The organism is Faecalibacter bovis, assembly GCF_017948305.1.
GTDB lineage: Bacteria > Bacteroidota > Bacteroidia > Flavobacteriales > Weeksellaceae > Empedobacter > Empedobacter bovis.
On the sequence record NZ_CP072842.1, the window covers coordinates 430,177 to 448,880 of the forward strand.

Below are 18,704 nucleotides of genomic sequence, written 5' to 3' on the forward strand. Positions count from 1 at the left end.
ATATATTGTAATAAAAAACCTCAACTAAATATGTTGAGGTTTTTTTATGATAAAGTTGTTTTAAACTTATTTTGCGTTTGCAGCATCAATTGCAGCATATAATTTATTTGTAATGTCTTCAATTGAACCTACACCGTCAATTTCCACCCATTTACCTTGTGCTTTAAAATGCTCTGCAACAATAGCAGTTTTTTCGTAGTATTCTTTGATACGATCACGAATAATATTTACATCAACGTCATCAGCACGACCAGAAGTTTTACCACGTTCTAATAAACGTTCAACTAAAATCTCATCTTCTACAACTAAAGCTAATGTAACAGTAACATCATCGTTGTATTTTTCAGCTAAAATTTTATCTAATTCCTGAGCTTGAGCCGTAGTTCTTGGATAACCATCAAAAATATATCCGTGTTCATTTGGATTATTATCTAAATGATCTACTAACATATTTGTAGTTACTTCATCAGGAACTAACTGTCCTTTACCCATATAAGATTGAGCTAATTTTCCTAATTCTGTTTCATTTTTTAAATTGAAACGGAATAAATCTCCTGTTGAAATTTGAGGAGTTGAATATTTTTCTTCTAAGAATTTAGCTTGTGTTCCTTTACCGCTACCAGGAGGGCCGAACAATACAATGTTTAGCATTTTATTATTAAGATTTTATTTGATAAATATCAGGTAAGTTTCTTCCGTAACCATCGTAATCTAAACCGTAACCTACAACAAATTTATCAGGAATAGTAATCCCTACTAAATCAACTTCTAAGTCTTTTTTGTATGCTTCTGGTTTAAATAATAACGTAGCAACTTTTAAAGATTTTACGTTTTTCTCTTTTAAAATGCGGTGTAACTCTACTAAAGTGTTTCCAGTATCCACAATATCCTCTAAAATTATTACGTGACGTCCTTCCACATTCATAGGAATATCCATTTGGATTTGAATTTTTCCTGTTGATTCTGTACCCTCGTAAGATTTTAATTTTAAGAAAGAGATTTCACAATTTCCTGGATATTGCTTTAAAAAGTCACTCATGAACATTACAACTCCATTTAAAACTCCAATAAAGATAGGCGTCTCGTCTTTGTACTCTTCGTACACTTTGTTAGCCATTTCTTTAATTGATTGTTCGATTTCTTCAAAAGCAATGTACGGTATAAATTTCTTACCGTGAATTTCTATTTCATTCATTTTTTAAGATATTCAAATATACTATTTTGGATAAAGCTTGCAAAAATTTTCGGAAAATTAAATTGTCATCGAAAAAAGTCTGGTTTCAGGCTCGTTTTCTAACATTCGTAAATCTAAAGACATACAAACATTTCTTACATAAGGACGGCCTACCTCTTTTACTTCAATCCCGTTTTCCTTGATGATAATTAAACCATCATCTTCCATTCCCTTCAGCATCGATTTTACATTCTCGATTCCGTTAAATTTCATGTTATCGTCTTCCCAAGAAGTTTCTAAATTACACATCAGATTTAGAATATGACGACGCATAATTAAATCTTCTTCTGTTAAAATATGACCTCTATATACTGATAATTCTCCTTTGTTTATAGAAGCTTCATATTCTTCCACTGTTTTCTCGTTTTGAGCAAAACTGTACCAAGAATCACTAATTGATGAAACTCCTAAACCAATCATTACTTGTGTCTTTGATGAAGAATACCCCATAAAGTTACGATGTAATGATTTATTTATCATTGATTGATACATTGAATCATGTTCTAAAGCAAAATGATCCATTCCGATTTCGAAATAATTCATTTCTTCAAACATTTTCTTACCTGTTTCGTACAATTTACGTTTTAATTCTGGAGAAGGTAAATCTTTCTCTTGAAAACCACGTTGTCCTACACCTTTTATCCAAGGCACATGTGCATAACTGTAAAAAGAAATACGATCAGGATTTAACTCCTTTGTTTTATTAATCGTATGTATCATTCCTTCTAAAGTTTGGTGTGGTAAACCAAAAACCAAATCATGAGAAACAGATGTATAACCAATTGCACGTGCATCTTCAGTGGCACGTTTTACATTTTCGTAGGGTTGTACACGATTAATTGCTTCCTGAACTTTAAGATCATAATCTTGAACTCCATAAGAAACACGGCGAAAACCTAAATCGTATAAAACCTGTAAATGTTCTTTTGTTGTATTGTTTGGATGTCCTTCTAAACTGAATTCATGTCCTTTAGCAACAATTGATGTATTGATAATTCCTTCTAAAAGAATCTTTAAATTTTCTGGCGAGAAAAATGTAGGCGTTCCACCACCTAAATGGATTTCCTTTATTACTGGCTTTGTTGGCATAATATCTAAATATAATTGCCACTCTTTAAGAACCGTTGTAATATAAGGTTGCTCTACAGCGTGTTGTTTTGTGATTCGTTTATTACATGCACAAAAAGTACACAACGATTCGCAAAACGGTAAATGGATATATAAAGAGATTCCTTCAGTTTCATTACTTTCTAAGAATGACTTCTGGAAAGTATCAATCCATGTTTGTTTTGTAAGACCTTCTTCGTCCCAAAAAGGTACCGTAGGGTAACTTGTGTAACGAGGTCCTGGAATATTATATTTCTGAATTAAATTGTTCATAAGATATAAAAAACTCAAAATAGAGTTTAAATAAATTTCTCAATGCTTAGAATTATTATCTAAACATTGAGAAAAATGTAAATATTTTAAAATTAATTAGATAACAGCTTGTCTTACGCGGACAAGTTTTTCTAATAAACCTTCTAATAAATCTAATTGAAGCATATTTGCTCCATCACTTTTAGCATTTTTAGGATCTGGATGTGTTTCGATAAATAATCCATCTGCGCCTACCGCAATACCTGCTTTCGCAATTGTTTCAATCAATTCAGGCTTTCCTCCAGTTACACCAGACGCTTGATTTGGTTGTTGTAAAGAGTGTGTAACATCTAAAATTACAGGAGCATAATTTTGCATTACCGGTATTCCACGATAATCTACGACTAAATCTCCGTAACCTAACATTGTACCACGCTCTATAATTGCTACATTATTATTTCCTGAATCAGTTACTTTCTGAACTGGAAATTGCATTGCTTCTGGCGATAAAAATTGCCCTTTTTTCAATGTTACATGTTTACCTGTATTTGCAGCTGCAACAACCAAATCTGTTTGTCGAACTAAAAAGGCAGGAATTTGTAAAATATCAACATATTCTGCAGCCATATCAGCATGGAAAGGCTCGTGAATATCTGTCGTTGTAGGTACATCAAATGTTTCTCCTACTTTACGTAATATTTTTAAAGCTGTTTCATCTCCAATACCAGTAAAACTATCAATACGAGAACGATTTGCTTTTTTAAATGAACCTTTAAATACGTAAGGAATATTTAATTTATCAGTAATCGAAATCACTCGCTCAGCAATTCTCATTGCCATATCTTCGTTTTCTATTGCACATGGTCCTGCAATTAAAAAAAAATTCGAAGAATCTTTATGTTTAATATTAGATATGTTTTGTATCATCTTGCAAATTTACATAATCTTAGCGAGAAATTTTAGTAATTTTGACTATACTTTATCATTCTTAATTAATTACATTATGGATTTTATTCTTGATACATCTACAGCCGAAATTGTTGGTTATTTAGCTTCGGTTTTCATTATTTTATCATTTGTTTTTTCAAATATTAGAACAATCCGAATCATTAATGCTATAGGTTGTGTTTGTTTTGTGATTTACGCAGCTGCGTATGATGCTTGGCCTGTTTTAATTCCTAATGCAATTTTACTATTTGTTCAAGTTTATTATCTTATTTTTAAACCTGGAAAATAAATTTAAAAAATTGAAAGTAATTTCTGCCGTAATTAACAACATAGAAACAGATCAAAGAGTTGATAAAGTCTGTAATTCTTTATTAAAATTTGGATATGATGTTGAATTAATTGGAACAACATTAAGAGGAAAACCTACATTAAATAAAGAATACAAAACAAGTTTAATTCCTATGAAATATCAAGTAGGTTTTAAATCTTATGCTGAATTTAATTTTAAACTTTTTGTTAATCTACTTATCAAAGCGGATAAAAACTGTATTTTATTGGCAAATGATTTAGATAGTTTATTACCATTTTACCTTGTGAGTAAAATCAAAAAACTTCCTTTGGTTTTTGATAGCCACGAAATTTATTCTGAATTACCTTCTTTACATAATCGACCTACAACTAAAAAAATCTGGAAATCGTTAGAGCGCTTTCTTCTTCCACGAGTTAAATATTTTTACACAGTAAGTAATGGTTATGCAAATTGGTTTAAAAAGGAATACGGATCAAATCCAGAAGTAATCAGAAATGTGCCGCATCTTCAAAAATTAAATGATACAGAAAATTTAATCTTTTTTAAATTACCACAAGTTCCAGAAAATCATAAAATCGTTTTATATCAAGGCGCATTAAACATGAGTCGCGGTTTAGAATATATGATTGAAGCAATGTTGTACGTAGAAAATTGCGTGTTTTGGATTGCTGGAGACGGACCTAAAAGAAACGAATTAGAAAAATTAGTTCAGGATTTTAAGCTTGATCATAAAATATTTTTTCTTGGTAATGTACCTCCAAAAATTTTAAAAACAATAACACCTTTAGCTGAAGTTGGAATTAGTTTAGAACAAGATTTAGGAATTAGTTACAAATATGCTTTACCCAACAAAGTATTTGATTATTTCCAAGCGAAAGTTCCGATTTTATCAACATACTTACCAGAAATAAAAGCTACGATTGAACATTATGATGCAGGTCGAGTTATAACAAAACATGATGCGAAACACATTGCCGAAGAATTAAATATTTTATTGAAAGAAGGTAAAAAATCGTATCACGAAAGATTATCCAAAGCTGCACAGGAATGTTGTTGGGAAAACGAAGAACCGAAATTAAAAGCAATATTTGAACAAATAAAAAAGGTAGATTAAATTAATCTACCTTTTATACTTATATTATATTTTAATCAAAGTTAATCTGCTAATTCTTCCGTCACTTCAAAGAAACGTCCCTCTTCACAACGAACCTTACGCGCAGGATAACGACGTATAATATCGTAATCGTGTGTAGCCATTAATACCGCACAATTATTTTGTTTAGAAACAGAAAGTAACAAGTTCATAATCTCGTTAGAAGTTTCTGGATCTAAATTTCCTGTTGGCTCATCTGCTAAAATTAATTCAGGATGATTTAATAAAGCACGCGCAATAGAAACACGCTGTTGTTCACCTCCAGACAAACGGAAAGGCATCATTTTTTTCTTCGACAACATCCCAACTGAATCTAATACCTCATCGATACGAGCTTCAATTGAATTTTTATCTTTCCAACCTGTTGCTTTCAAAACGAATTTTAAATTTTCTTCAACAGAACGGTCCGTTAATAATTGGAAGTCTTGGAAAACAATTCCTAAATGGCGACGTAAATCTGGAATTTTACTTGTTTTTAAAGTTTTCAGATCCATTCCAACTACTTTTCCACTACCATTTTTCAATGGTAAATCACCATAAAGCACTTTTAATAAGCTACTTTTTCCACTTCCTGTTTTACCAATTAAATACACAAATTCCCCTTCTGCTAAAGTGAAATTCACATCAGATAAAACTAAATGATTACGTTGATAGATTGAAGACTGACTAACTTCAATTACATTTTTAACTTCCATACAGGTATGCGTCTTTTTTTCAAATGTAAAAAAAAAGCCTGAAAGAAAAACCTTCAAGCTTATTTTTTATAAATCGTAGCGATTATCTCTTAGCTCTAACGGCGCTAACAGTTAATGCTTTTCTTCCTTTTTTTCTACGAGCCGCTAATACTTTACGACCGTTTTTAGAAGCCATACGCTCACGGAAACCGTGTTTGTTTCTTTTCTTTCTGTTACTTGGTTGAAATGTTCTCTTACTCATCTTTACTAAGTTTGTATACCATTACACGAATGGAATGGGTTATAAATAAAGTTATTTTATTAATTCAAAATTATATTTAAAGAAAATTACAAACTTTCTGAATTAATTCAAACCGTCTACCGTTCCCTTTATTTGTAATTTTCGAAGTGCAAATATATAAATTATTTCTTTCTAAACAACACAAAATTAAATATAAAATATTCAAATTGGTAAGTTATATCACTCCTATTTGTTGTTAAAATTTGTATCTTAGCCGTCTTATATAACAAAAGGATATGACTGAAGGAGAAAAACTGATCCCAATCAACATTGAGGATGAAATGAAATCGGCATATATCGATTACTCGATGTCGGTAATCGTGTCTCGTGCCCTTCCAGATGTACGTGATGGTTTGAAACCTGTTCACCGAAGAGTATTATTCGGGATGTATGAGTTAGGAGTTTTTTCTAACCGTGCTTATAAAAAATCTGCACGTATCGTAGGGGAAGTTTTAGGTAAATTCCACCCACACGGAGACAGCTCTGTATATGATGCAATGGTACGTATGGCTCAACCTTGGTCGTTACGTTATATGTTAGTAGATGGACAAGGTAACTACGGATCTGTAGATGGTGATCCACCTGCAGCAATGCGTTATACTGAAGCTAGACTTCAAAAAATATCAGACGAATTATTAGCTGATTTAGATAAAGAAACTGTCGATTTTCAATATAATTTCGATGACACTCTACAAGAACCAACAGTTTTACCAACAAAAATTCCTACCTTATTAGTTAATGGTGCATCGGGGATTGCTGTAGGTATGGCTACTAATATGGCTCCACATAATTTAACAGAAGTTATTGACGGAACTATTGCATACATCGAAAATCGTGATATCATGATTGACGAGTTAATGAAATATATTAAAGCTCCTGATTTCCCAACTGGTGGAACTATTTATGGTTATGAAGGTGTAAAGCAAGCTTTAGAAACTGGTAGAGGACGTATTGTTTTACGTGCAAAAACTCATTTCGAGGAAGTTCATAATCGCGATTGTATTATTGTGACTGAGATTCCTTACCAAGTGAATAAAGCAGATATGATTGCTAAAACGGCTGATTTAATTAAGGATGGTAAATTAGATGGTATCGCAGAGATTCGTGACGAATCTGACCGTAAAGGAATGCGTATCGTTTATGTTCTTAAAATGGATGCTGTTCCTAATGTAGTTTTAAACAAATTATTTAAATATACACAATTACAATCTTCTTTCTCTGTTAATAACATTGCCTTAGTAAACGGAAGACCAGAGCAATTAAATTTAAAAGATTTAATTCACTACTTCGTTGAACACAGACATGAAGTTGTAATTCGTCGTGCTGAATACGATTTAAGAAAAGCACAAGAACGTGCGCACATCTTAGAAGGTTACATGAAAGTAATTGGTACCCAAGATGATTTAGATCGTGCAATTAAGATTATTCGTGAGTCTGAAACTCCAGAAGAAGCTCGTCAAGGTTTAATGATGGCTTTTGGTTTATCAGAAATCCAAGCACGTGCAATCTTAGATTTACGTTTACGTACTTTAACTGGTCTTGAAATTGACAAGATTCGTGCGGAATACGAAGAAATCATGAAAACAATTAACTACTTAAAAGAGATTTTAGCAAACGAAGAATTACGTATGCAAATTATCAAAGATGAGTTAATTGAAGTTCGTACTAAATATGGTGACGACCGTCGTACAGATATTAATTACGCTGGTGGTGACTTAAATATGGAAGATTTAATTCCTGACGAAAAAGTAGTATTAACAATTTCTCGTTTAGGATACATTAAACGTACTCCATTATCTGAATACCGTAAACAATCTCGTGGAGGTGTTGGTAACAGAGCTGCCACAACTCGTGATGAAGATTTCTTAGAATACATGGTACTGGCGACAAACCACCAATACATGTTATTCTTTACTGAAAAAGGAAAATGTTTCTGGATGCGTGTATTCGAAATTCCTGAAGGATCTAAAATTTCGAAAGGACGTGCAATCCAAAACTTAATCAATATCGATCCAGACGATAAAGTAAAAGCATATATCCGTACACACGATTTAATGAACGAAGAGTACGTTAATAATAACTACGTAACTATGATTACGAAAAAAGGTATTATTAAGAAAACTTCTTTAGAAGCTTACTCTCGTCCACGTGCAAATGGTATCAACGCTATTACAATTAAAGAAGACGATACTTTATTAGAAGCTTTATTAACAAACGGAGAAGGAATCATCATGATCGGAACTAAATATGGTAAAGCCATCCGATTCTTAGATAATTCAATTCGTCCATTAGGAAGAAACTCTCAAGGTGTTAAAGCGATCAACTTATCAGATCATGACGATAATGAAGTTATCGGTATGATTAATATTAATGACATCGAAACTGAAACTGTTTTAGTTGTTTCTGAAAATGGATATGGTAAACGTTCTTCTGTTGAAGATTACCGTGAAACTAAACGTGGAGGAAAAGGTGTTACTACTTTAAATATTACTGATAAAACAGGAAAATTAATCGCAATTGAATCGGTTACTGATGAAAACGATTTAATGATTATTAATAAATCTGGTGTAGCTATCCGTACAGGATTAAACGAAATCCGTGTGATGGGACGTGCAACACAAGGTGTTCGATTAATCAACCTTAAAAATAATGATGCTATTGCAGCAATCGCAAAAGTAGAGGTTGATGAAGAAGTTGTAGAAGAAGAATCGACAACAGAAAACGACGAACAATTAGTTGAAAATCAAGTTGAATTAAACAATGATCAACCAGCTGAAGAAACAACTTCAGAAGATGATCAATCAAATGATTAATTATGAAAAAAATCTTATTTAGTTTAGGTTTAGTATTATCATTATCTACAGCATTTGGACAAGTAAATACTGAAGAGTTAAATACTAACCCAGCTCAATTAGCAGAAAAATACAACGCTTTAGCTAAAGAAAATTTAACTAAAGGTGATGTAACTAAAGCAAGCGAAAGTTTATCTAAATTAGCAAAATACGAAAACGGTAAAGTTTGGCAAGTACGTAATAAGGATACGAAAAAAGACGAGTTTTACTACTCTCAAGCAGATGTTGATGCAGCTGTAGCTGGAGGAAACTATGCTAAACCTAAAGAAATTACTTTAGCACCTAAATATGGTTTCTTATTACAATCTCAAGTTTCAGATTTAGCAAATAAGCAATTAACTGACGCGAACAATAATTTAGATACTAAAAAGTATGATGAAGCTGCACAAAATTTCTTAAATGTTTACAACTTAGTTGAAGCATTAGGAACAAAAGAAGAGGTATATAAATACCAAGCAGCTATTTCATATTACAATGGAGCTAAATATGAAAAAGGATTAGCTATCATTAAAGAATTAGCTAAAAACAATTTCACAGGTGTTTCTGCTAATCAAACTAAAAACTTAAATAGAGATTTATATGTTTTAGCTTTAAATTCTTTATATAGTTTAAAACAATACGATCCTATTTTAGATGAAGCATTAGCTAAATATCCTACTGATATTGATATTAACTCTCTTGCTACAAGTATCTACCAAGTTACTGGTAATGGAGATAAATTAAAATCTAAGATTGAAGAGAACATCAAAATTAATCCAACAGACCACTTAAACTATTATAATTTAGGTGTTTTATTAATGGATGATTCGTCTACAGAAGCGAAAGCTCAGGAATTATTTAGAAAATCAATTGAGTTAAATCCTAAACATGTTGAATCTTACAGAAATTTAATAGCAACTTATTTAACAAAAGATAAAAGCTATACTGAAAAAATCAACAACAACTTAGGAAACTCTAAAGCTGAAAAGGCAATCTATAACGAAAACATTGCTAAGCGTAAAGAATTATTTTCAACTGTAATTCCTTACTTAGAAAAAATTCACGAATTAGATCCTAAAGATATTACAGTAGTTAAAAATTTAGCTATTGCGCACAGAACAGTGGAAAATACTGAAAAAGAAGATTTCTACCGTGCTTTAGAAAAGAAAATGGCAACAGGAAAATAATCCGATCGTTGTATAAAAAAGGGAGAATCAAAATTTGATTCTCCCTTTTTATTTGATTAAAAATTCCAATTTTTTAATTCACTTAAAAAATGATGAGCTGTTAAATCATAACGAACCGGAACTACAGAAATAAAACCATTTTCTAAGGCATATTCATCTGTATCATCTCCTTTATCATGATTTACAAATTCACCACACATCCAGTAATATTGTCTACCACGTGGATCTTCTCTCTTATCAAACTTCTCTTCCCATTTAGCATCTGCCTGACGACAAACTTTTACGCCTTTAATATCATTTTCTGATACTTTTGGGATATTTACATTCAATACAATTCCTTTAGGTAATCTTTTTTCTAAAACTTCCTTAATAATTGTTTTAATGTATTTTTCAGCTGCTGAAAAATTTGCATCATAATCAAAATCATCCAACGAAAAACCTATCGCAGGAATTCCTTCTATACCAGCTTCAACAGCTGCAGACATCGTTCCTGAATAAATTACATTAATCGATGAATTAGATCCATGATTAATTCCTGATAAGCATAAATCTGGTTTTCTTGGTAAAATATGAGCTACTGCTAATTTTACACAATCTACAGGAGTTCCCGAACAAGAAAACTCTCTCACCCCACTATTCGATTCTATTTCGTTACAAAAAATTGCCTTATTCAACGTTACAGCATGTCCCATTCCACTTTGCGGACTATCTGGAGCAACAACATATACTTCTCCAAACTCTTTAGCCATATTAATCAAATTACGAATTCCGGGCGCTGTAACCCCATCGTCATTTGTGATTAAAATTAACGGTCTTTCCATAATTATTCTTACTTTTAGTAATTCTTTAGACAATGCAAAAATCTTAAAATAATTATTATTTTGATTTATATTTGAATGAAGATTTTATAATATTAATTAATTCCAATAAAAACTTAATATGCTAGTTAAAAAAACGTATATCTTATTATCGTTTTTATCGATGAGTTTACTTGCTTTTTGCTTTTGTAAACCTATGCTAGATAATGATGACGAGAAAGAAAAATTAGTAATTAAAAATACTAGAAATACACTTTCTTATTTACATTACAAACCGGCTCAAATTGACGATAAATTTTCTGAAAATGTATTCAATAAATATATTGAGAATTTAGACCCTTCTAAACGCTTCTTATTACAAAGCGATTATGATGCTTTCAAAAAAGACATTCATAATTTAGATGATTATTTTAAAACTGAAAATTTAAGTTTCTATAATCAGACTGTAGATACGATGTATGTACGTATTGAAGAAGCTGAAAAGTATGCATTAGAAATTCTAGAAAAACCTTTCGATTTTAATACAAAAGAAGATTTAATTTTAGATCCTAAAAATCAACCTTACGCTACAACTAAGGCTGAAGCTAAGGATTTATGGAGAAAGTATTTGAAATATAATACAATGCTAGAAATTACTTCTATGCAAGATGATTTGGAAGGTAAAAATGCAAAAGATTCTATTGAAATTGCATCATCTGAAGATGAGAAACCAAAAAACATCACAAAAAATACTCCTTTTTCTGAAATTGAAAAAATTGCAAGAGAAGACGTTAAAGATTTAATTACAGATTATTTCCGCCGTTTAAAGAAACGTAAAAGAAGTACTTATTTTTCTTTATACGTAAATTCTCATACAGAACAATATGATCCACATACCTCATTCTTCTCACCAACAGACAAAGAAGATTTTGATGTATCTATGTCGGGACAATTAGAAGGAATTGGTGCAAAATTACAAGACAAAAAAGGTTATGCAACAATTGCAGAATTAGTTGTCGGTGGACCAGCTTGGAAAGGTGGAAAATTAGAAGTTGGTGATCAAATTATCAAGGTTGCACAAGGTAAAAAAGGTGAACCTGTAAATATCGTAGGAATGTTATTAGACGAAGCAATTCGTTTAATTCGTGGTAAAAAAGGATCTGAAGTTATCTTAACTGTTAAGAAAAAAGATGGTTCTACTCAAGATATTTCTATCATTCGTGATGTTATTGAACATGATGAAGTATTTGCTCGTTCTGCTGTAATTTCTGACGCAAATGGTGACAAATACGGTGTGATTTATTTACCAGAATTCTACACATCAATGGGAGAAAAAGAAGGTAGAGATCCATCAGTAGATATTGAAAAAGAGATTGCTTTATTAAAGAAAGAAAACATCAAAGGTTTAGTTTTTGACGTTCGTAATAATGGTGGAGGTTCTTTGGAAGAAGTTGTTCAAATTTCTGGATTATTCATTAAAAATGGTCCTATCGTTCAAGTAAAACGTAGTGATGGAATGAAAAAAATTCATGAAGATAAAGACGACAATATTGCTTACGATGGTCCATTAGTAATTTTAGTAAACGAATTATCAGCATCGGCATCTGAAATTTTAGCAGCAGCAATGCAAGATTACGGAAGAGCTGTAGTTGTTGGTTCGCCACAATCTTTCGGAAAAGGAACTGTGCAAACGATGTTACCATTAGATCAAAGAACAAGAAGCGATGAATACGGAGCTATTAAATTAACAATACAGAAATTTTATCGTGTAAACGGAGGATCAACTCAGTTAAAAGGAGTTGCATCGGACATACCAATGGTCGATCAATTTACATATAGCGATATAAACGAAGGATCTCGTCCTGAAGCTTTAGCATGGGATCAGATAGAAGCTTTAAGCGTTCAAAAATGGAACAATCCATTTGATTTAAATGTGATAAAAGCAAAAAGTGCTGAACGTTTAAAAAATAATCAACACTTAAAAATGATTGATGAAAGTATGCAATTAGTTAAGAAATTTGAAGAAACTAAAAAGGTTCCTTTAAATATAGAAGAATATAAAGCATACCGAAAAAATCGTGAAGCTGAAATTAAAAAATTTGAAGATTTAGATAAATACAGCAACAAACTAAATGTTTCTATGAATGCTAAAGATTTAGCAACATCTAAAAACGATACAGTATTTAAAGCTAAACGCGAAAACTGGATTAAAGGTTTGAAAAAAGATATTTATTTAGAAGAATCTGTTAACGTATTAAAAGATTTAAGAAAATAAGAATGGATCAAAATTCAGGTTCTTTTACTCAAATCGTACTTAGAAAATTAAGAAAGAGCCCTATTGGGCTCATTTCTTTTAGTATAATTTTGTTAGCTGGATTAGTTACAATTTCCGCATATTTCATTGCTACTGACAAAACTAAAAACGCAAACAGACAAGATTTAGCACTTGCTTATGCTCCAATTGGTCATCATCAATTAACATTAGAAATTCCTTTACCAAATTACACTGACACTCGTAGTTTGAGTGATTTATTTTTTGGAAAAGAAATCGATTCTGAACATATCAGCATTGCTTCCTATAAAATTGTGAACGATCAATTAACGTATGTTCCGTATTTAGGAAATGGATTAAATGGAGATCCTTTACATGTAAATTTAAAAGAATGGACAAAGCATGACATCTCTTTAGCAGCGATTGAAAAAGATTTCATTTTTAATAAAACCTATATTTTAGGAACTGATAGTTACGGTCGAGATTTCTTTTCGAGATTAGTAATCGGAACAAGAATTTCTTTCTTAATTGGATTTATAGCTGTTTTTATTTCTTTAGTTGTCGGTGTTACTTTAGGTGCTATTGCTGGTTATTACAAAGGAAAAACAGACAATATCATCATGTGGTTTATCAATGTCATTTGGTCAATTCCTACTCTACTTTTAGTTATCGCAATTACCTTAGCCATCGGAAAAGGATTTTGGCAAATATTTATTGCAGTTGGATTAACCATGTGGGTTGAAGTTGCACGTGTCGTAAGAGGACAATTTTTATCTTACCGCGAAAAAGAATTTGTAGAAGCTGCAAGAGCTTTAGGTTTTAGTGATTTTAATATCATTTTTAAACAAATTATGCCCAATATTATTGCTCCAGTTATTGTGATTTCAGCGGCCAATTTTGCCTCAGCTATTTTAGTAGAATCGGGATTAAGCTTTTTAGGTATTGGAGCACAACCTCCTACACCATCGTGGGGAAACATAATAAAAGAACATTACAGCCATATCATTTTAGGCAAACAGCATTTAGCTATTTTACCAGGTTTAGCCATTATGATTTTAGTTTTAGGATTTAATATTTTCGGTAATACACTCCGAGATTTAATGGATATAAAAAATTAATACAAAGCGATTCTAACTGAATCGCTTTTTTTTATTTCATATGTTAAATTATTGACTAACTTTAAATTCAACCAACTTAAACTATGAGAAATTTTTTTTATATTTTTTCTCTACTACTGACCTACCCTAATATTTTTGCACAAGTTTGCAAATTTACACAAGACCATAATGGAAACATTGGGTCTACGCACATTTCATGTGGCTATAATTTTTCTAATTCGTGTATTAATATTACAGCGAATTTTCCAACAATTCGGGATTCTTATAGTTACGCCAGTCCAACACAAATTGCGTATAATCCGACAGGAAATTACACAACAGGAATTGCTTTAAACGCAAATGATGATGATAGATTTATTAAAAAATTACATTTATCTGAAATAGGCGGAAATGAACCTTTTCTTTTTCATTTTTATGGGAATGTAAAAAGTTCTTTAACTATTAGTTCCAATGGAATAATCTCGTTTAATGATAATATTAACGAAGGTGATTTTAGCACGCCAGATTCGAATAATAATTCGTTGCCTTCTGCTTTCTTACCACAAGATGCTATTTATGGAATTTTTCAAGATTTAGAATTTAATAGCGCTAATGATTCTGAAATTTATTATCATGTAATGGGTGGATATCCCTGCAGAAAATTAATCATCAATTATTACAAAGCAAGATTAAGTGGTACAGAATTAACTTCTACTTTTCAGATTGTTTTGAATGAAAGAACAGGAATTATTGAGATTAATGTAGAATCTAAACCGCTAGCTGATTCATCAATGCGTTTCAAAAATGCTTTGATTGGTATTAATGGAAATGTTTTAAACGGAATTGCTGCTCCAAACCGAAATACAGGAAATTGGCAAGCAACGAATGAATCCTATGTTTTTACACCAAACGGTAATAATTTATCACCTACAAATTACAGATGGACAAATTCGCTAAACAATTCAGTTACAAATAACGCAACTGTTAATGTTTGCAACATTGTTCCGTCAATATATACGGCGACTGCAAATTATACTAATCAGAATAATGAAGTATTTAATGTCAAACAAAATCATCCTATAACTTTTGACAATGCATATCCAATTCCAAAAAATCATTCGGAAGTAATATGTAATACGACAACTTCATTACAACAATCTCAATTTTATTCAAGTATAAATACTCAAACCAATCATTCATTATTTAGATATAAATTTTATTTGAGTAATGCTGATGCAATTAATAACAATTCGAATTTTATACCTTTTAATCAAAATTTACAAGCCAATCAAACGTATTATGTTAGAATTGAAAATGCGAATGATTCGTCATGTTTTAAAATTGCAACGTTACAACTTCTTAGTCAGGTAGAATTTCCTTCACATGTAGAAATTTGTGATGCTGGAAATGATCGTACGCAAGAATATGTTTTATCAGGATTAAATTGTCTATTGTTCGAAAATATTCCAAACGTAACCAATATCCGTTACTATTTAGACAATCAGACCAATCCTTCTACAACCGCGATTTTAACATCGAATACTCGTATACGAGTGGAGTATAATTTACCTGGTTGTCCAAACATCATGTCTAATGAAATTAGAGTAAACTTTATTGATGGTCCTGTCCTATTAATGCAAGAATTAAATTTTGAATCTTTCGAAGAAATTTTTGATATAATTACTAACAACAATCCAATCTATGAAGAACCTTATATTTGGGAAGAAGAGTTAGAAGAATCTGGAATTGTTTTATCTAACGCAAGTGACATAACTTCTATCAAAGCTTTTTTAACTTTAGAAGATGCAATCAATAATCGAAACCCACAAAATAGATTAAAAGAAGGGCTTGAGGAAAATAATTACGAATATGATCTTTACTTAAGAATAGAAAATGAAAGCAAGGATTGTAGAGGTTTTTGTTACAATATTCTGCCTGTAAATGCGCGCGTAAAATTTAAACGTATTATCCTAAATATTAATGATAATGATCCTGACGATCCAATAGATTTCCTTTAAAATTTGATTTGGAAACGGCAGACATTTATTTATGTGCCGATGATGAATATGAAGTGAATTTGATGACAGATATGAGAAGGTTATTTAATATCACGAGTACAAATTATTCGTGGGATGATTTTAGAAATAACATTTCATAACAATTACGGTACAGCTAACAATTCAGAAAATGAAGGAATTGATACTATTCAACTATTTAGTGGAAATGGAGCAACTTTTTATGTACGTTTAGCGATTCCATTTTTAGGTGAAATTGATCCTGAAAATCCACCAAGACAAGAATATATTGTAAAACCTTTGATTTATACGATAACGCCAACTACACCAATTATTGAAAAAATTGATGTGTGTGTAGATTATACAATCAACGAAAAGTTATTAACATTAAATGATTATATCACTAGATTATTACCTACCAATATTCTGAATTTAAATCCTAATCCTGTCATTGAATTTTATGCAGATCAAGATGCTACTATTCCAATTACAGAATTACAAGCTACAAGAGAATATCAACGTGTTTGGGTAAAACTTAGATTTTTGCAAACTGATGAATATTGTGAGCAAATAAGTCCATTGGATATTAAATTAATTGCAAATGAAGGAATTCTAAAACCTACTCATGTAGTAAATCTTGTTTGTGATAACAACAACGATCAACAAGAAATTATAAATTTATCAGCTTATATTTCTGAGTTTGTTCAGAATCCTGACAATTACACAATTAAATATTTCAGAAATTACAATGCAACAACTAATGCATTTACAAATCAGATTACAAACTATACTAATTTTGTTTTCAATCAAAATACAATAGTATATATTCAATTAACTGATAATAACCTAGAAAGTGTATGTTATCAAAAATTAGAAATTGAATTAATTTTTAATACAGATCTTAATCCACCAATTGATTTGGAAGACGAAGCGCATTTACTAATTTGCAACGAAGCGAATCAAACATTTGTGACGTATAATTTAGATCTTGCCATTCCACAATTATATTTAGAAACGAATAATCCAGAAATTTCAACATTCATAACAGGCATAAAATATTACGAAAACATCGCTGATGCAACTTTAGGAAATGATAATTTCATCCGAAATCCTCAAGCTTTTCAATCTCAAGCAACAATCCCAAATCGTACGATTTATGCGCGTTTTGAAAGCGTTTCTGGTTGTTATAGTATTGCTCCAATTCATTTGAATATTATCGGAATTATCAAACTTAAAAACAATTTAAACGTTGATGTTTGTGATCAAAATTTAGATTCTATTTACCAATTCAATTTCAGAGAATGGATTAACAGTTTAACGCAAGATTCAGAAACGTTAAATGATTTATTAACTGATCCTATCGCTAATAGATTAGCTAATTACCGCATTTATTTAACGCAATCTGATTTTGATAACGGTAGATTTTTAACTCCTGAACAGGAAATTAATTTTATATTAAATCCAGCTATTCATACTTCATTTATTATTGAAGCTACGATAGATGGTGGTTGTGTAGATTTTGTAACAGTGCAAATTAATTATTCTACTCCAACTCATTATAATTACACGATCGAACCAATTTGTGATGAATTAAACGACGGTTTTGAATTAGTAGATTTAACACAATTCGAAAATAATTTCCCTGATGCAACTTTTATATATTATCGAAATTTAAACGATTTAAATAATGATAGTAATCCAATAGAAACGCCATCAAATTATAATTTTAATGAAACTTTAGGTGAGAATATTTATTTTAAAATATTTCAAAACGGAAGTATTTGTCCTAATTTAGGTAAAATAGAAATCACCTTAAAAAAGGTTCCATTTGTTGAGATTGAAGATTATCATATTTGTCCTGGAACTGAAATTACTATTACTCCAAACGATGATAATTGGGAAATTGATTCTTATCGTTGGGAAGATGCAAACGGATCAATTATCTCTAATGAAAGAACAATTACTTTGATTGAACCAGGAATTTATCGTTTAACTTTAACAGCCAGCAATGGATGCTCTTTTACTGAAGAATTTGAAATTTCTCATTATGATCTTCCGACAATTACAGAAGTAATTTTTCAACAAAATTCAGCAGCAGTTATTGCCACAGGAAACCGAACAATTCTATATTCAATGGACGGTATAACTTGGCAAACAAGCAATATTTTTGAAAATTTATTACCTGGAGCTCATTATTTCTATATAAAATTTGAAACAGAAAATTGTATCGTTGGACCATACAAAGGCGTTATTCCAATCATTGTTAACACCATTACTCCAAACGGTGACGGAATTAATGATAGTTGGAAAATAAAAGATATGGATGCATTTAACGGACAAAATGCAAAACTTGAAATTTTTGATCGTTACGGTAAACTTTTATACAAACAAGAAAGTAATACAGAACTTAGTTGGAATGGTAAACAAAACGATAGACCATTACCATCTTCAAGTTATTGGTACATGATCAATTTACCAGATGGTAGAAAATATACCGGTTATATTAATGTTATTAATAAAAATTAA

General features: G+C 30.9%; 15 protein-coding genes. 8 read left to right on the forward strand and 7 right to left on the reverse strand.

What is annotated here, in order from left to right; translation table 11 throughout:
• Window positions 1-66: 66 nt before the first annotated feature.
• The 4 genes from J9309_RS02165 to kdsA form a co-directional block, all read right to left on the reverse strand.
• Window positions 67-651 (reverse strand): adenylate kinase, encoded by a 585-nt coding sequence (locus J9309_RS02165; protein ID WP_230476809.1) that lies wholly within the window; start codon window positions 649-651, stop codon window positions 67-69.
• Between the two features lie 7 nt (window positions 652-658).
• A complete protein-coding gene (hpt, locus tag J9309_RS02170; RefSeq protein WP_230476810.1) occupies window positions 659-1,195 on the reverse strand; it encodes a hypoxanthine phosphoribosyltransferase in 537 nt (178 codons plus the stop codon).
• Window positions 1,196-1,252: 57 nt separating this feature from the next.
• A complete protein-coding gene (hemN, locus tag J9309_RS02175; RefSeq protein WP_230476811.1) occupies window positions 1,253-2,614 on the reverse strand; it encodes an oxygen-independent coproporphyrinogen III oxidase in 1,362 nt (453 codons plus the stop codon).
• 96 nt (window positions 2,615-2,710) lie between these two features.
• Entirely contained in the window at window positions 2,711-3,520 is an 810-nt protein-coding gene (gene kdsA, locus J9309_RS02180; protein WP_230476812.1) for a 3-deoxy-8-phosphooctulonate synthase, read from the reverse strand.
• 76 nt (window positions 3,521-3,596) lie between these two features.
• Between kdsA and J9309_RS02185 the strand changes: the two genes are divergently transcribed.
• Window positions 3,597-3,830: a uroporphyrinogen decarboxylase gene (locus J9309_RS02185; RefSeq protein WP_230476813.1), complete on the forward strand. Its 234-nt coding sequence runs from the start codon at window positions 3,597-3,599 to the stop codon at window positions 3,828-3,830.
• A gap of 10 nt (window positions 3,831-3,840) precedes the next feature.
• Window positions 3,841-4,965, forward strand: a complete 1,125-nt coding sequence (locus J9309_RS02190) for a glycosyltransferase (RefSeq protein ID WP_230476814.1) — start codon at window positions 3,841-3,843, stop codon at window positions 4,963-4,965.
• Window positions 4,966-5,006: 41 nt separating this feature from the next.
• Here J9309_RS02190 and J9309_RS02195 read toward each other — a convergent pair whose 3' ends face one another.
• Both J9309_RS02195 and rpmH read right to left on the reverse strand, forming a co-directional pair.
• Window positions 5,007-5,699, reverse strand: coding sequence for a cell division ATP-binding protein FtsE (locus J9309_RS02195; protein WP_230476815.1), 693 nt, complete (start codon window positions 5,697-5,699; stop codon window positions 5,007-5,009).
• 82 nt (window positions 5,700-5,781) lie between these two features.
• Window positions 5,782-5,940, reverse strand: a complete 159-nt coding sequence (gene rpmH, locus J9309_RS02200; RefSeq protein ID WP_230476816.1) for a 50S ribosomal protein L34 — start codon at window positions 5,938-5,940, stop codon at window positions 5,782-5,784.
• Window positions 5,941-6,215: 275 nt separating this feature from the next.
• Between rpmH and gyrA the strand changes: the two genes are divergently transcribed.
• On the forward strand, window positions 6,216-8,792 hold the full coding sequence (gene gyrA, locus J9309_RS02205) for a DNA gyrase subunit A (protein WP_230476817.1): 2,577 nt from the start codon (window positions 6,216-6,218) through the stop codon (window positions 8,790-8,792).
• A gap of 2 nt (window positions 8,793-8,794) precedes the next feature.
• Window positions 8,795-9,997: a tetratricopeptide repeat protein gene (locus tag J9309_RS02210; protein WP_230476818.1), complete on the forward strand. Its 1,203-nt coding sequence runs from the start codon at window positions 8,795-8,797 to the stop codon at window positions 9,995-9,997.
• Window positions 9,998-10,053: 56 nt separating this feature from the next.
• Here J9309_RS02210 and surE read toward each other — a convergent pair whose 3' ends face one another.
• Window positions 10,054-10,818, reverse strand: a complete 765-nt coding sequence (gene surE / locus J9309_RS02215; protein ID WP_230476819.1) for a 5'/3'-nucleotidase SurE — start codon at window positions 10,816-10,818, stop codon at window positions 10,054-10,056.
• A 193-nt stretch (window positions 10,819-11,011) separates the two neighbouring features.
• Between surE and J9309_RS02220 the strand changes: the two genes are divergently transcribed.
• The 4 genes from J9309_RS02220 (at window position 11,012) to J9309_RS02235 (ending at window position 18,704) form a co-directional block, all read left to right on the forward strand.
• Window positions 11,012-13,069, forward strand: a complete 2,058-nt coding sequence (locus tag J9309_RS02220; RefSeq protein WP_230476820.1) for a carboxy terminal-processing peptidase — start codon at window positions 11,012-11,014, stop codon at window positions 13,067-13,069.
• 2 nt (window positions 13,070-13,071) lie between these two features.
• Window positions 13,072-14,184 carry an ABC transporter permease gene (locus tag J9309_RS02225; protein ID WP_230476821.1) on the forward strand — a complete coding sequence of 371 codons (1,113 nt, stop codon included), beginning with the start codon at window positions 13,072-13,074 and terminating at the stop codon, window positions 14,182-14,184.
• An 83-nt stretch (window positions 14,185-14,267) separates the two neighbouring features.
• Window positions 14,268-16,181 (forward strand): hypothetical protein, encoded by a 1,914-nt coding sequence (locus J9309_RS02230; protein WP_230476822.1) that lies wholly within the window; start codon window positions 14,268-14,270, stop codon window positions 16,179-16,181.
• 114 nt (window positions 16,182-16,295) lie between these two features.
• The gene (locus J9309_RS02235; protein ID WP_230476823.1) at window positions 16,296-18,704 is read left to right on the forward strand and encodes a T9SS type B sorting domain-containing protein; all 2,409 of its coding nucleotides are present in this window, start codon (window positions 16,296-16,298) and stop codon (window positions 18,702-18,704) included.